Annotated in this window: 12 protein-coding genes; 2 read left to right on the forward strand and 10 right to left on the reverse strand. The window is 72.3% G+C overall.

All coding sequences use genetic code 11. The annotated features are described in order from the left end of the window. Window positions 1–63 precede the first annotated feature (63 nt). Genes pcaDC through AVL59_RS14840 form a run of 7 tightly spaced genes read right to left on the reverse strand, consistent with a single transcriptional unit; the run spans window position 64 to window position 6,531 of the window. A complete protein-coding gene (gene pcaDC / locus AVL59_RS14810; RefSeq protein WP_067303948.1) occupies window positions 64–1,200 on the reverse strand; it encodes a bifunctional 3-oxoadipate enol-lactonase/4-carboxymuconolactone decarboxylase PcaDC in 1,137 nt (378 codons plus the stop codon). Next, window positions 1,197–2,537, reverse strand: a complete 1,341-nt coding sequence (pcaB, locus tag AVL59_RS14815) for a 3-carboxy-cis,cis-muconate cycloisomerase (RefSeq protein WP_067303950.1) — start codon at window positions 2,535–2,537, stop codon at window positions 1,197–1,199. Before pcaB ends, pcaDC begins: the two co-directional genes overlap by 4 nt. Continuing rightward, complete coding sequence (gene pcaG, locus AVL59_RS14820; RefSeq protein WP_067303953.1) at window positions 2,534–3,136, reverse strand: protocatechuate 3,4-dioxygenase subunit alpha; 603 nt, start codon at window positions 3,134–3,136, stop codon at window positions 2,534–2,536. Before pcaG ends, pcaB begins: the two co-directional genes overlap by 4 nt. Before the next feature lie 7 nt (window positions 3,137–3,143). Further along, entirely contained in the window at window positions 3,144–3,917 is a 774-nt protein-coding gene (gene pcaH / locus AVL59_RS14825; RefSeq protein WP_067303956.1) for a protocatechuate 3,4-dioxygenase subunit beta, read from the reverse strand. Window positions 3,918–3,935: 18 nt separating this feature from the next. Next, on the reverse strand, window positions 3,936–5,135 hold the full coding sequence (locus AVL59_RS14830; protein WP_067303958.1) for a thiolase family protein: 1,200 nt from the start codon (window positions 5,133–5,135) through the stop codon (window positions 3,936–3,938). Beyond that, window positions 5,132–5,776 carry a CoA transferase subunit B gene (locus AVL59_RS14835; RefSeq protein ID WP_067303961.1) on the reverse strand — a complete coding sequence of 215 codons (645 nt, stop codon included), beginning with the start codon at window positions 5,774–5,776 and terminating at the stop codon, window positions 5,132–5,134. The genes AVL59_RS14830 and AVL59_RS14835 overlap by 4 nt, the downstream gene beginning before the upstream one ends. Next, window positions 5,776–6,531, reverse strand: coding sequence for a CoA transferase subunit A (locus AVL59_RS14840; protein ID WP_067303963.1), 756 nt, complete (start codon window positions 6,529–6,531; stop codon window positions 5,776–5,778). The genes AVL59_RS14835 and AVL59_RS14840 overlap by 1 nt, the downstream gene beginning before the upstream one ends. Before the next feature lie 180 nt (window positions 6,532–6,711). Between AVL59_RS14840 and AVL59_RS14845 the strand changes: the two genes are divergently transcribed. Further along, window positions 6,712–7,179, forward strand: a complete 468-nt coding sequence (locus AVL59_RS14845; RefSeq protein ID WP_067303966.1) for a MarR family winged helix-turn-helix transcriptional regulator — start codon at window positions 6,712–6,714, stop codon at window positions 7,177–7,179. Window positions 7,180–7,190: 11 nt separating this feature from the next. Here the strand turns inward: AVL59_RS14845 and AVL59_RS14850 are convergent, their stop codons facing one another. Further along, window positions 7,191–8,174: a DUF3048 domain-containing protein gene (locus AVL59_RS14850; RefSeq protein WP_067317288.1), complete on the reverse strand. Its 984-nt coding sequence runs from the start codon at window positions 8,172–8,174 to the stop codon at window positions 7,191–7,193. 342 nt (window positions 8,175–8,516) lie between these two features. Further along, complete coding sequence (locus AVL59_RS14855) at window positions 8,517–9,596, reverse strand: ATP-dependent DNA ligase (protein ID WP_067303969.1); 1,080 nt, start codon at window positions 9,594–9,596, stop codon at window positions 8,517–8,519. 74 nt (window positions 9,597–9,670) lie between these two features. Between AVL59_RS14855 and ligD the strand changes: the two genes are divergently transcribed. Continuing rightward, on the forward strand, window positions 9,671–10,690 hold the full coding sequence (ligD, locus tag AVL59_RS14860) for a non-homologous end-joining DNA ligase (RefSeq protein WP_208870378.1): 1,020 nt from the start codon (window positions 9,671–9,673) through the stop codon (window positions 10,688–10,690). 11 nt (window positions 10,691–10,701) lie between these two features. Here ligD and AVL59_RS14865 read toward each other — a convergent pair whose 3' ends face one another. Further along, entirely contained in the window at window positions 10,702–12,813 is a 2,112-nt protein-coding gene (locus tag AVL59_RS14865; RefSeq protein ID WP_099053064.1) for a HEAT repeat domain-containing protein, read from the reverse strand. Window positions 12,814–12,980: the final 167 nt, after the last annotated feature.

Raw genomic sequence — 12,980 nt, forward strand, 5'->3', positions numbered from 1 at the left:
CTCCTGTTCCAGGCACGGCCCGAGGCCGCGAAGGAGATGCCGTTGCGACTACGACCGGCAGGGTCACCCGCGGCGGGACTCCTCCTGCTCCTCCTCGGCGAGCACCCGCTGGGCCGTCGCGAACGCCGAGTTGGCCGAGGGCACCCCGCAGTACACGGCGGTCTGGAGCAGCACCGCCCCGATCTCCTCCGGTGTCAGCCCGCCCCGCCGAGCCGCCCGGACGTGCATCGCCAGCTCGTCGTGGTGGCCGTGCGCGACCAGCGCGGTCAGTGTGATCATGCTGCGCTCGCGGCGCGAGAGGGTCGGGTCGGTCCAGATCTCTCCCCAGGCGTAGCGGGAGATGAAGTCCTGGAACCGTGCGGTGAACGGGGTCTGCCGGGCCTGCGCTCGGTCCACATGTGCGTCGCCCAGCACCTCCCGGCGCACCGCCATCCCGCTCGCCGGAGCCCCGTTCAGCTGGGTGCGCAGGGCGGTCAGGACGGCCCCCGGGCACTCGGCGGGCGCGAGGTGGGAGGCCCCGGGCAGCTCCACGAGCGCGGCCCCGGGCACGGCGTCCGCGATCTCCCGCAGCTGGGCGGGCGGCGTCGCGGGATCCTGCCGGCCCGCCACGAGCAGGGTGGGTACGGCGATGTCGGGGAGCCGTTCGCGCAGGTCGAAGGCGGCCAGTGCGTCGCAGCAGGCGGCGTACCCCTCCGGGTCGGCCTCCCGGTGGTCCTGTACCAGCCGCGGCACGGTGAAGCCGGGCGTGAACCAGCGTGCGTCGGCGCTGTCCGCGAGCCACTCCAGGCCCTCGCGGCGTACCCGCTCGGCACGCTCCTGCCAGGGCGCGGCGCCGCCGAAGTGGGCGGACGAGCAGATGACCGCGAGGGAGGTGAGCCGCTCGGGGTGGTGCAGGGCCAGGTACAGGCCGATCGCGCCGCCCAATGACACGCCCGCGTAGGCGAACCGCTCGATGCCGAGCGCGTCGGCGAGTTCCAGCACCAGCGCGGCCAGGTCTGCGACGGTGGCCCCCGGCCCGATCAGGCCGGCCGGCGAGCCACCGTGCCCCGGCAGGTCCCAGCGCACCACCCGGTGGGTGATCGACAGCTCGGGCGCGACCGCGTCCCACAGCGCGTAGGAGGTGCCGAGCGAGGGACCGAGCAGCAGCGGGGGAGCGGAGGCCGGGCCTTCTTCCCTGTGGTTGAGGAGTTTCACGGTCAACGTCGCTCCAGGGCACGGTCGGTGAGGGGACCGGCGAAGCCGGTGTAGTGCGCGGGGTCGATGAGGTCGTCCAGTTCGGACGCCTCCAACTCCACTTTCTCCGCGAGGAGTTCACGCAGAGGGCGGTCTTCCGTGCGGGCGCGGCCGGCCAGTTCGGTCAGCAGCCGCTTCGAGCGCGCGCTGCCGAGTGCGGGGGCCAGCGCGGCGGACAGCCGTTCGGAGACGATCAGGCCCCCGGTCGCCTCCAGGTTCCGGCGCATCGCGGTGGGACACACGCGCAGCCCCTCGGCCAGCTCCGCCGCGTGGGCGGCCGCTCCGCCCACCAGCCGGAGCAGGTCACGCAACGGCTCCCACTCGGCGTGCCAGGCACCGGCCGGCCGTTCGTCCCCGGCGGCCAGGGAGCCGTAGAGGACGGCGGCGAGCTGCGGGGCCTGCCGGGCGGCTGCCGCGAGGAGCGTGGACCGCACCGGGTTCGCCTTGTGCGGCATCGCCGACGAACCTCCGCCGCTGCCCTCGCCCACCTCGCCGATCTCGGTGCGCGACAGGGTCAGCACGTCCGCGGCGAGTTTGCCCAGCGCCCCCGCCGTGAGGGCCAGACACCCGGCCAGGTCGGCGATGGGGGTGCGGAGCGTGTGCCAGGGCAACGCCGGTGCGGCGAGGCCGACTTCACGGGCGTACGCCTCGGTGAGCGCGGCCGCGTCCTCGGCGCCGTACGCCCGGAAAGCGGCCAAGGTACCGGCCGCGCCACCCAGTTGGACGGGGAGCGAGTCCCGTACTCGGGCGACGCGATCGCGCGCGTCCAGGACCAGCGCACGCCAGCCTGCCGCCTTCAGCCCGAACGTCGTCGGTACGGCGTGCTGCGTGAGCGTCCGCCCGGGCATCACCGTGTCCCGGTGCTCGGCGGCGAGGGCGGCCAGCGCCCGCTCGGTCCGGCCCAGATCGGCGAGGACCAGCTCCAGGGTGCGCACGGCGACCAGCATCGTCGCCGTGTCCATGATGTCCTGGCTGGTCGCGCCCCGGTGGACGTAGGGGCCGTACTCCTCGCCGACCGCCGCGGTCAGATCGGCGACCAGCGGGATGACCGGGTTGCCGCCGGCGGGGGTGCGAGCCGCCAGGGAGCGGATGCCGAAGCCGGCCGGGTCGGCCGCCTCGGTCACCGCCGCCGCGGCCGCGGCCGGGGCGAGCCCCAGCGCGGCCTGCGCCCGGGTGAGGCCGGCCTCGGCGTCGAGCAGCGCCCGCAGATACGCGTGGTCGCCGGTCTCCGACGCGGCACCGGACAGTCCCCACCCGGGGGCGAGCAGGCCGGTGTCCGCGTACGGGGGAGGCGTAAATGTCACTGGAACTCCAGGAAGACCGTCTCGCCTTCGCCCTGAAGGCGGATGTCGAAACGGTAGGTGCCGCTGCCCTCGTCGCCGGCGATCAGCGTGTCGCGTCGCTCGCCCACCTGGGTGAGCAGCGGGTCGGTGGCGAGTGCCCTTTCGTCGCCCGGCAGGTAGATCCGGGTGAACAGGTGCATGAGCAGGCCGCGGGCGAAGACGCACACGCTCAGATAGGGGGCGCTGTGCCCGCGAGCGCCGGGTCGCAGTGTCCGCGCGTACCAGTGGCCGTTCGCGTCCGTCTGGATCCGCCCCCAACCGGTGAACTCCACCCCGTTGCGGCCCAGATGGCCGCCGGTGGCCTGGTCCCGGCGGATGGAGCCGTCCGCCTGGGGGACGCTCCCGTCGGGAGCCGGTCCCCACAGTTCCACCAACGCGTCGGGCAGCGGCCTGCCCTCGCCGTCGAGGACGTAGCCGTGCACGGTGATCGTGTCGGGGTGCGCCAGGGGCGCGATCTCCTCACCGCCGGGGAACGGCAGCGCGTACCCGTAGAAGGGGCCGACCGTGTGGGACGGGGTGGGCGGCACACCCTGAGGGCTGCTGGTGTCGATCTTCGTCATCGCGGGGTCAGCGTCCTTCCTCGATCCAGGTGGCGGCCGGGCCGTCCAGCACGATGTCCCAGTGGTAGCCGAGGGAGAACTCCGGCACCGACAGGCCGTGGTCATAGGTGGCGACCAGTCGCTGCCGGGCCGCGTCGTCCGTCACGGACTGCAGGATCGGGTCGTAGGGGAAGAGCGGGTCGTTCGGGAAGTACATCTGCGTCACCAGCCGCTGGGTGAACGCCGTGCCGAAGACCGAGAAGTGGATGTGCGCCGGACGCCAGGCGCCCACGTGGTTGCGCCAGGGGTAGGGACCCGGCTGGATGGTGGTGAAGTGGTAGCGGCCCTCGGTGTCCGTGAGGGTGCGGCCGACGCCGGTGAAGTTCGGATCCAGCGGGGCGTCGTGCTGTTCGCGCTGGTGGGCGTAGCGTCCTGCGGAGTTGGCCTGCCAGATCTCGATCAGCTGGCCGCGGACCGGGCATCCGGAACTGTCCAGGAGCCGGCCGGACACGGTGATCCGCTCGCCGATCGGCTGACTGGTGTGCTGCCGGGTGAGGTCGTTGTCGATCTCCGTGAGGTCGCGTTCCCCGAAGGCGGGGGAGTGCAGTTCCACCAGTTCGGGGTCCTGGCCGGTGTCGATGGCGACCAGGGCCTGCTTGGGGTGGCGGAGTGCGGAGGAGCGGTAGGGCGCGTAGTCGCGGCGGGGGTGGTGCTCGACGGGCGCGCCGTCGGCTATCCGCTTCTCGTACGCGGCGTGCTCGGCCGCGATCTCCCGGTCGATGTCCTGCTGGGTGAGAGCCATGGGGTACCTGGTGCTTCCTTACCGTTCGAGGACGAGGGCGAGGCCCTGGCCCACGCCGATGCAGAGGGTGGCCACGCCGATGCCGGAGCCGCGGCGGGCGAGCTGGTGGGCGACGGTGCCGGCGAGGCGGGCGCCGGAGGCGCCGAGGGGATGGCCGAGGGCGATCGCCCCGCCCTGGGGGTTGAGCAGGGCCGGGTCGAACTCGGGCCACTCGGCGAGACAGCCGAGGACCTGGGCGGCGAACGCCTCGTTCAGTTCGAGGACCGACAGGTCGTCGAATCCCTTTCCCGCCTTGGCGAGGGCGCGGTCGACCGCCTCGACGGGGGCGAGTCCGAAGTACCGCGGGTCGATCGCCGACACTCCGGTCGCCGAGACCCGGGCCAGGGGTTCGCGGCCGGTGGCCCTCAGGCCCTTCTCGTCGGTGAGCAGCAGTGCGGCGGCGCCGTCGCTCAGCGGGGAGGCGTTGGCCGCGGTGACCGTGCCCTCGTCGCGGAAGGACGGCTTGAGCTTCGCCATCGCGGTCAGGGAGGCGTCGGGCCGTACGCCCTCGTCGGCGACGAAGACGACCGGGTCGCCCTTGCGCCGCGGGACGGGCACGGGCACCGACTCGGCGTCGAGCAGGCCCTGTTCCCGCGCGGCGGCCGCCTTGCGGTGGGAGGCGAGCGCGAACTCGTCCTGCCGCTCGCGGGTGATCTTGTGTTTGTCGGCGATCAGCTCGGCGGACTCGCCGAGCGGGATGGTCCACCGCGGGTCCATCCCGGGGTTGACCAGGCGCCAGCCGAGCGTGGTCGAGTACAGCTCGGTGTGGGCGGCCGGGAAGGGCCTGTCGGACTTCGGCAGGACATACGGTGCCCGGGTCATCGACTCGACCCCGCCCGCCACGGCGATGGAGGCGTCCCCCACCGCGATGGCGCGGGTGGCCTGGACGACCGCTTCGAGGCCGGAGGCGCACAGCCGGTTGACCGTCACGCCCGGTACCGAGGCCGGCAGACCCGCGAGCAGGGCTGCCATGCGGGCGACGTTGCGATTCTCCTCCCCGGCGCCATTGGCGTTGCCGAAATAGACGTCCTCGATGCGGGAGGGGTCCAGGCCGGGGCTGCGGGAGAGGAGTTCGCGCAGGGTGTGGGCGGCGAGGTCGTCCGGCCGGACCGAGGACAGGCCGCCGTTGTAGCGGCCGAACGGGGTGCGGACGGCGTCGACGATGTAGACCGGGTTCATGGCAGATCCTTTGTGACGGTCAGTTTCGCATCCGTCCTGGCGACGACCTCGTCGACGCTCACGCCAGGGGCGGTCTCGACGAGGGCGAGTCCCTCGTCCGTGACGTCCAGCACGCCCAGATCGGTGATGACCCGGTTCACACACGCCTTGCCCGTGAGCGGCAGCGTGCACCGCTGAAGGATCTTCGGCGAGCCGTCCTTGGCCGTGTGCGTCATCACGACGACGACCGTACGGGCGCCGTGCACCAGGTCCATCGCGCCGCCGATCCCGGTGACCAGCTTGCCGGGGACGGCCCAGTTGGCCAGGTCCCCGTCCGCGGACACCTGCATCGCGCCCAGCACGGCCACGTCGATATGGCCGCCCCGGATCATCGCGAAGCTGAGCGCGGAGTCGAAGTAGGAGGCGCCCGGCAGGACCGTGACGGTCTCCTTGCCCGCGTTGATCAGGTCCGGGTCGACCTCGTCCGCGGCGGGGTACGGGCCGGTACCGAGGATGCCGTTCTCCGACTCGAGGACCACCTCGACGCCCGGGGGCAGGTGGTTCGGGATCAGTGTCGGCAGGCCGATGCCGAGATTGACGTACTGGCCGTCCCGCAGCTCGCGGGCCGCGCGGGCGGCCATCTGCTCGCGTGTCCAGGCCATCAGGACCTCACCGTCCGCTGCTCGATCCTCTTGTCCACCGCCTGCTCGGGGGTCAGCGCCACCACGCGCTGCACGAAGACGCCGGGCAGGTGCACCGCGTCCGGGCCGATCTGGCCCGGCTCGACCAGCTGCTCCACCTCGGCGATGGTCACACGGCCCGCCATGGCGGCCAACGGGTTGAAGTTCCGGGAGGACTTGTTGAAGACGAGATTGCCGTGCCGGTCGCCCCTGGCGGCGCGGACCAGGGCGAAGTCGGTGCGGATGCCTCGCTCCAGAACGTACTCCGCGCCGTCGAACTCCCGCACCTCCTTCGGCGGCGAGGCGAGCGCGACGCCGCCCTCTCCGTCGTAGCGCCAGGGCAGTCCGCCTTCGGCGACCTGCGTGCCCACGCCCGCCGGGGTGTAGAAGGCGGGGATGCCGGCGCCGCCCGCGCGCAGCCGTTCGGCCAGCGTGCCCTGCGGGATCAGCTCCACCTCCAGTTCGCCGGACAGGTACTGGCGGGCGAACTCCTTGTTGCCGCCGATGTAGGAGCCGGTCACACGGGCGATCCGGCCGGCGGCGAGCAGCACCGCGAGGCCGGACTCCATCGCCCCGCAGTTGTTCGACACCACGCCCAGACCGCTCGTCCCGCGCTCGTACAGCGCCTGGATCAGTACGTTCGGCACACCGCTCAGCCCGAAGCCGCCGACCGCGAGGGACGCGCCGTCGGGGACATCGGCCACCGCCTCACCGGCCGTGGCGACCACCTTGTCCATCCGTGAAGCCTCATCTCTGGAATTAATCAGCGCACTGAGTATTTCAGCGAGATGCTTTTCACGCTGCCACCAGACATCAAAACCGTCAAGACCTCGTAGTGCGGGGGATCAGAGGGCGGACAGGTGGGTCATCGGGCGAGTATCGTTCAGTACACCAACGAATCCATCCGAGGAGCGCAGATGGCCGCCGTGGACCTCACCACCCATCCCGGGCATCTGGCCCGGCGGCTTCAGCAGGCGCACTACCTGCTGTGGAACACCATGGTCTCGGAGGAGATCACCTCGCCGCAGTTCGCTGTCCTGAACGCGCTCGTCGCCGAGCCGGGCCTCGACCAGCGGACCGTGGGGGAGCGGGTGGGCCTGGACCGGTCGACCATCGCCGAGGTCATCAGCAGGCTCGGCCGCCGCGGGCTGCTGGACAAGACCCGTGACCCGCAGGACGGCCGCCGCTTCCTGCTCCGCCTCACCGACGACGGGCTGCGCACCCACCGCAAGCTGACCGTGCGCACGGCCCGGATGAACCAGGTCTTCCTCGCCCCTCTCTCCGCCGAGGAGCAGACCGACTTCTTCGACCTGATCCGCCGGGTCGCGGACGCGGCCGAGGACCTGCGCAATCCGGCGGAGCCGCCGATCGCCCAGGAGGGCTGACCGGCGCGCGGTCAGGAGGAAGCCGCGGCGAACACCACCCACACCTGGCCCTCGGCGAAGTTCATCCGGCCGCCCTTCGCCGCCTTGAAAGTCGTACCGCCGGTCGCCGACGGCCGTGACCAGGTGGCGTCGAAGGACCGCCCGCCCCGCAGCACCTCGGCCTTCCCCGAGCCGACCGTCTCGGTGTACGGCGTGTGGCTGCCGAGCATGTCGTGGTAGCCGGAGGAGCGGATCTTCACGTGCTGTACGACGACCGTGGCCGGGGCGAGCCGCGCGCCGCCGGCCGTCACCGCGGGCTTGCCGTCCATCGCGACCAGCCAGTGACCGTGCCGCGCGGACCAGGTGAAGGTGAAGCGCGCCGCCGGGTAGCGCACGGTCCGTGAGGTCTCGGGGGTGCCGCCGGAGGGCGCCGGGCCGTAGCGGAATCCGGTGGTCAACGTGGCTTTGCCCGGGGCGCCGGACAACAGCCGGGCGGGGTGCAGGTAGAGGTTGTGCGGCGCAGCCTTGCCGGAGCCCCGGTAATAGGCGTAAGCGGCGTCGTCGGGTGACTTGGCGCGCAGGGGCGCCCGGTGGATCAGCGGCAGCAGCTTGTGCTGGGCCCCGGAGAACGCCAGGACCGGCTTGTCGAACTGGCGCAACAGCTCCAGGTCGGACTCGCGGGCGCTGCGCACCGGGCCGACCGACTTCGGGAGCTTGGTGGCATACACCGCCATCAGACGGCTCAGCCCGCCCTCGACCTGCTCCGCGTACACGATGTCCGCCGCGTCGACTCCCGTCTGCGGGCGGGCGGCGGGCACGTTGTCGATCTTCACGGCGAGTGGTGAGCGGGCCGCGGACGCGGGCGCCCCGTGGGTCGGTGCCGGGGGCCTGCGCGGGGCGCGGGAGTCGTCGCCGGGGCCCTGCCGCGCGCAGCCCGCCGTCAGGGAGGCCGTCAGGGTGGCGCCCACCAGTGCCGCCGTCAGTACCGCGCGTCGCGTGCGCGCCCCATGTCCGATGCCCACCGTTGCACCCCGTTCCCCTGGGTCGATTGTGTGCTCATCAGGTCATCGCATGCCATACCCGGTCGATGTCGATCGCGCGCGTTCGGTGGGCCGATCGGGTGCACCACGTGACCCGGGCGGGTCAGCCGTCTGCCCGGAGTGGAGTACGGCGCGGGGGTGTGCGGATACCAGCGCGCCGACGCGGACCTCGCCCCGGCGCTTCGGTGTCGGCCGTCTCGTCGCGCCCCATGGAGCCATCGGCGGGACTCTTGCGGCGGCACGACCGAGGGGACCCTCCGGCGCAAGCGGGACGGCGCGGTCAAGGTCCCGATGCTGTCCTAGGGTCCCGATGCTGTCCTAAGGAGTGCCTTCCCCGGCTCCCAGGATCTCCGCGAGGTCGTAGCGCACGGGCTCCTCCAGCTGGGCGTAGGTGCAGCTCTCCGGGGTGCGGTCCGGACGCCAGCGGCGGAAGCGGGCCGTGTGCCGGAAGCGGGCGCCGTTCTCCATGTGGTCGTAGGCCACCTCCGCGACCCGCTCCGGCTTCAACGGCACCCAGGACAGGTCCTTCTTGCCCGACCAGCGGCTCGGCGCCCCCGGCAGCCGAGCCGTCTCATGAGCCGCTTCGTCCCCCCAGGCCGCCCACGGATGCCCGGTCGCGTCGTCCATGCGCAGCGGCTCCAGCTCCTCGACCAGCTCGGCGCGCCGTTTCATGGGGAACGCGGCCGACACGCCCACATGCTGGAGGGCGCCCCGGTCGTCGTACAGCCCCAGCAGCAGCGAACCCACCACCGGGCCGCTCTTGTGGAAGCGGTAACCCGCCACGACGACATCCGCCGTCCGCTCGTGCTTGATCTTGAACATCGCCCGCTCGTCCTGCAGATAGCGCCCGGTGAGCGGCTTGGCCACGACCCCGTCCAGCCCGGCCCCTTCGTACTGCTCGAACCACCGCTGCGCCATCTCCACGTCGGTGGTCGCCGGCGCCAGATGCACCGGAGCGCTCACACCTGAAAGAGCCCGGTCCAACAGTGCCCGCCGGTCGGTCAGCGGCACATCGAGCAGGGAGTGGTCGTCCAGCGCCAGCAGGTCGAAAGCGACGAAGGACGCCGGGGTCCTCTCGGCCAGCATCCGCACCCGCGAGTCCGCCGGATGGATCCGCTCGGTCAGCGCGTCGAAGTCCAGCCGCCCCTCCCGCGCGATCACGATCTCCCCGTCCAGCACGCACCGCTCGGGCACCCGTTCCTTGAGCGCCACGACCAGCTCCGGGAAATACCTGGTCAGCGGCTTTCCGGTACGGCTGCCCAGCTCGATCTCGTCCCCGTCCCGGAACACGATCGCCCGGAAACCGTCCCACTTCGCCTCGTAGTGCATGCCCGGCGGGATCTTCGCCACCGACTTGGCGAGCATCGGCTTCACGGGCGGCATCACCGGCAGATCCATGCCTCCGATTCTGCTCGCACACATCCGTTGATGCCCGGTATGCGTGGTGTGCTCGGTGCGCCTACCGTTGCCGCATGGGTGATGCGGTGCAACTGGAGGTGGCGGGCCGGACCGTACGGCTGTCCAGCCCGGACAAGGTCTTCTTCCCCGAGCGCGGATTCACCAAGCTGGACCTCGCCCAGTACTACGCCTCCGTCGGCCCCGGCATCCTGCGCGCCCTGCGCGACCGCCCCACCACCCTCCAGCGCTACCCGGACGGTGTCGGCGGGGAGTGGTTCTACCAGAAGCGCGCCCCCAAGGGCATGCCCGACTGGATCCCGACCGCCCACATCACCTTTCCCAGTGGCCGCAGCGCCGACGAGATGTGCCCCACAGAGGAGGCCGCCGTGGTGTGGGCCGCCCAGTACGGCACGCTCACCTTCCATCCCTGGCCGGTCCGCCGCACCCATGTCGACCACCCCGACGAACTCCGCATCGACCTCGACCCGCAGCCTGGCACCGACTACGGCGACGCCGCGCGCGCCGCCCACGAACTGCGCGCCGTCCTCGACGAGTTCGGCGGCCTGCGTGGCTGGCCCAAGACCTCCGGCGGCCGCGGCCTCCACGTCTTCGTGCCCATCGAACCCCGCTGGACCTTCACCCAGGTGCGGCGCGCCGCGATCGCGGTCGGCCGGGAGATGGAACGCCGGATGCCCGACCAGGTGACCATCAAGTGGTGGAAGGAGGAGCGCGGCGAGCGCATCTTCCTGGACTACAACCAGACCGCCCGCGACCGCACCATCGCCTCCGCCTACTCCGTACGACCCCGCCCGCACGCCCCCGTCTCCGCACCTCTGCGCTGGGAGGAGGTCGGCGTGGCCCATCCCCGGGACTTCGACCTGGCCACCATGCCGGCCCGCTTCGCCGAACTCGGCGACGTGCACGCCGACATGGACGACCACGCCTACTCGCTCGACGCCCTCCTGGAACTGGCCCGCCGCGACGAACACGAGCACGGCCTCGGTGATCTGCCCTACCCGCCGGAGTACCCGAAGATGCCCGGCGAGCCGAAGCGGGTCCAGCCGAGCCGGGCCCGGCGGGAGGAGACGTCCTGACGGCTGCCGCCTCAGCGCACCGGGGTGTCGATCCGCTCGCCGAACCCGGCCAGCACACGCCGGCAGTCCGTCTGGAGGGCCACGTCCGCGGCGACGTCGTAGCGCATATTGCCGCGGGAGTCGTCGTTGTTGTGGCGGCGCGAGGAGGCCAGCTCGGTGCGTATCAGCGGCAGGGCCGGCGCGGCCGCGGGGCCCATGTCCGCCAGGCAGGCGGCTATGGCGGGGCGTTGGGCGGGCGCGGCCGGCCACTCGGCCAGGAGCACGGGGAGCGCCTCGTCCGTCTCACCCGTGACCCGCCACAGGCCGACGGCCGCCCGGGCCGGCGTCCGGCCGGCCGCGATCAGCTCGCGCAATCGGGGTGCGAGCGCCGCACCGGACCGGCCCAGGGCCTCGGTGAGGTTGATGGCGGCGTACCAAGGGCTCCACGTCCGGGCCCGAAGGCACTCGCCGACGAGAGGCAGCACGGGCTCCGCCTCGCCGGTCAGGGCACACAGGGCCCGGGCGACATGAATGCGGCGCTCGTCCGCGAGGGTGTCGTCCTCCCACAGCCGCCGGACCCGGGGAAGGGCTTCGGCGGCCTCGGGGCCGAAGGCGGACAGGGCATCCAGGGCCCCCTCCGTCGTCCGGAAGTCCTCGGCTTCGGTCAGGACGTGCGTCAGCAGCGGCACCGAATCGGCGTGCCGGAGCACGCCCAGGGCGTCGAGAAGGCGGTCCTGGTCCACGGACGGTGTCCCGTGGTCCAGTTGGGCCAGCCGGTCGTGGAGCACGGGGCCGAGCGGGGCCGCCGCTGCGGGGCCGAGCGCCTCCATCCACCGGGCCAGCTTCTCGGGGATCTCGACCACTTCCAGGATGTGGGTGAGAGCCGGCACGATCCGGTCGTCGCCCTGAAGGGCCAGCACCTCGAAGGCCATGCCGACGGCCAGGTCCTGGAACGGCGTGTCGGCTTCCAGCGACCGGTCCTCCCAGCTCTCCAGATAGGCCGCCACTCCTTCGGACACGCGGTGTGCCGCCGGTGCCAGATACCGCAGCTCCGACAGCACCGACTTCTGCAGCCGCAGATCGTCGTCGGCGAGCAGCCGGGCCAGCGCCAGCAGCGGCTCGTCGTCCGGGGCCCGCCATCCGGTCAGCAGCCGTCCCGCCATGCCGACCGCATGTCGGCGCTGACGCGGGCCGGGGCTGCCCAACTGGCCGACGAGGAGCGGGAACCGCAGCTCGACGCGGTGGCGCAGCTCCGTGTGCAGCTCTTCCAGCAACTCCGCCGCGTCGTCCAGGTCGAGGCTGCGCCGGTGCTCCGCGTGCAACTCGCGCACGTGGGAGATCAGAGTGTCGGTGCGGGGCCGCTCGGGGGCGGCGGGCGGCGAGCCGAGTTCGTCGGCCTCCCGGGCCAGGCGCATGACGTCCAGCGCGATGTCCGCGGTGTCCGGCGGCAGTTCACCAGGTGCACAGCGCGCCAGGAGGGTCAGTGCCGTGATCCGGAGCTGGGGATCGGGCGTGCCGGACACGAGGTCCTTCAGCACCCGCGCGGCCTCGCCGCCCAGGCCGGAGGGGTGCCGCACGGCCAGCGTGCCCAGGGCGCGCACCAGGGACCGCACGGCCTCCGGATCCGCTTCCCCGGGCACGCGATCGCACAGGGCACCGAACATCCGCACCGGGTCCGGGTGCAGCCGCGCCAGCGCACCCGGCACGGCGGCGCGCACCCCGGGATCCGGATCGCCCAGCAGCCCGAGGAAGGCCCCGGCCCGCTCGCGGACCAGGTCACGCGCCACGAAGAAGTGCCGCATCCAGTCCTCGTGTTCGTCCTCGTCGAATTCGGTGAGGTCCTCGGCCTCCCCGTCCTCGTCGTCCGACGCGTGGGCGATGCTGCACAGCAGCCCGATCACGGCACCCCGGTCGCCGATGGTCGGGTTCGCGATCAGCTCGAACAGGAACGGGACGCAGGCGACGGTGCTGTCGTACACATCCCCCTGGTGGTGCACCGCGCCGTACATGCCGTCCAGCGCGATCTCCCGGCGCTCCGGGTCGTCCGACGCCAACCCCCACAACAACTCCGGCACATCGGTCGCCGAGTCCGTGTACGCATGCCCCATCGACGCCCAGTCGACGTCGTCGATCCCCCTGAACACCGTGCCTCCCCGTGGTCCATGGCGCCTGTTCCGCCACTGATCACAGCATGCCGCACGCCACTGACAACGGGCCGGACCTGTGGACAACCCGCCTGTGGACAACGGGTTCAGGTGAGATCGAGCACGCTCCATTCGATGTCTCGATGAGCGGGAAGCCGGTGTACGGG

The organism is Streptomyces griseochromogenes (assembly GCF_001542625.1).
Taxonomy (GTDB): Bacteria; Actinomycetota; Actinomycetes; order Streptomycetales; family Streptomycetaceae; genus Streptomyces; species Streptomyces griseochromogenes.

Excerpts from the sequence above, each read along its gene's own strand:
- pcaG (WP_067303953.1), bottom strand. The coding sequence starts at position 3,136 with ATGACGAAGATCGACACCAGCAGCCCTCAGGGTGTGCCGCCCACCCCG.
- pcaH (WP_067303956.1), bottom strand. The coding sequence starts at position 3,917 with ATGGCTCTCACCCAGCAGGACATCGACCGGGAGATCGCGGCCGAGCAC.
- AVL59_RS14830 (WP_067303958.1), bottom strand. The coding sequence starts at position 5,135 with ATGAACCCGGTCTACATCGTCGACGCCGTCCGCACCCCGTTCGGCCGC.
- AVL59_RS14835 (WP_067303961.1), bottom strand. The coding sequence starts at position 5,776 with ATGGCCTGGACACGCGAGCAGATGGCCGCCCGCGCGGCCCGCGAGCTG.
- AVL59_RS14840 (WP_067303963.1), bottom strand. The coding sequence starts at position 6,531 with ATGGACAAGGTGGTCGCCACGGCCGGTGAGGCGGTGGCCGATGTCCCC.
- AVL59_RS14845 (WP_067303966.1), top strand. The coding sequence starts at position 6,712 with ATGGCCGCCGTGGACCTCACCACCCATCCCGGGCATCTGGCCCGGCGG.
- AVL59_RS14855 (WP_067303969.1), bottom strand. The coding sequence starts at position 9,596 with ATGGATCTGCCGGTGATGCCGCCCGTGAAGCCGATGCTCGCCAAGTCG.
- ligD (WP_208870378.1), top strand. The coding sequence starts at position 9,671 with ATGGGTGATGCGGTGCAACTGGAGGTGGCGGGCCGGACCGTACGGCTG.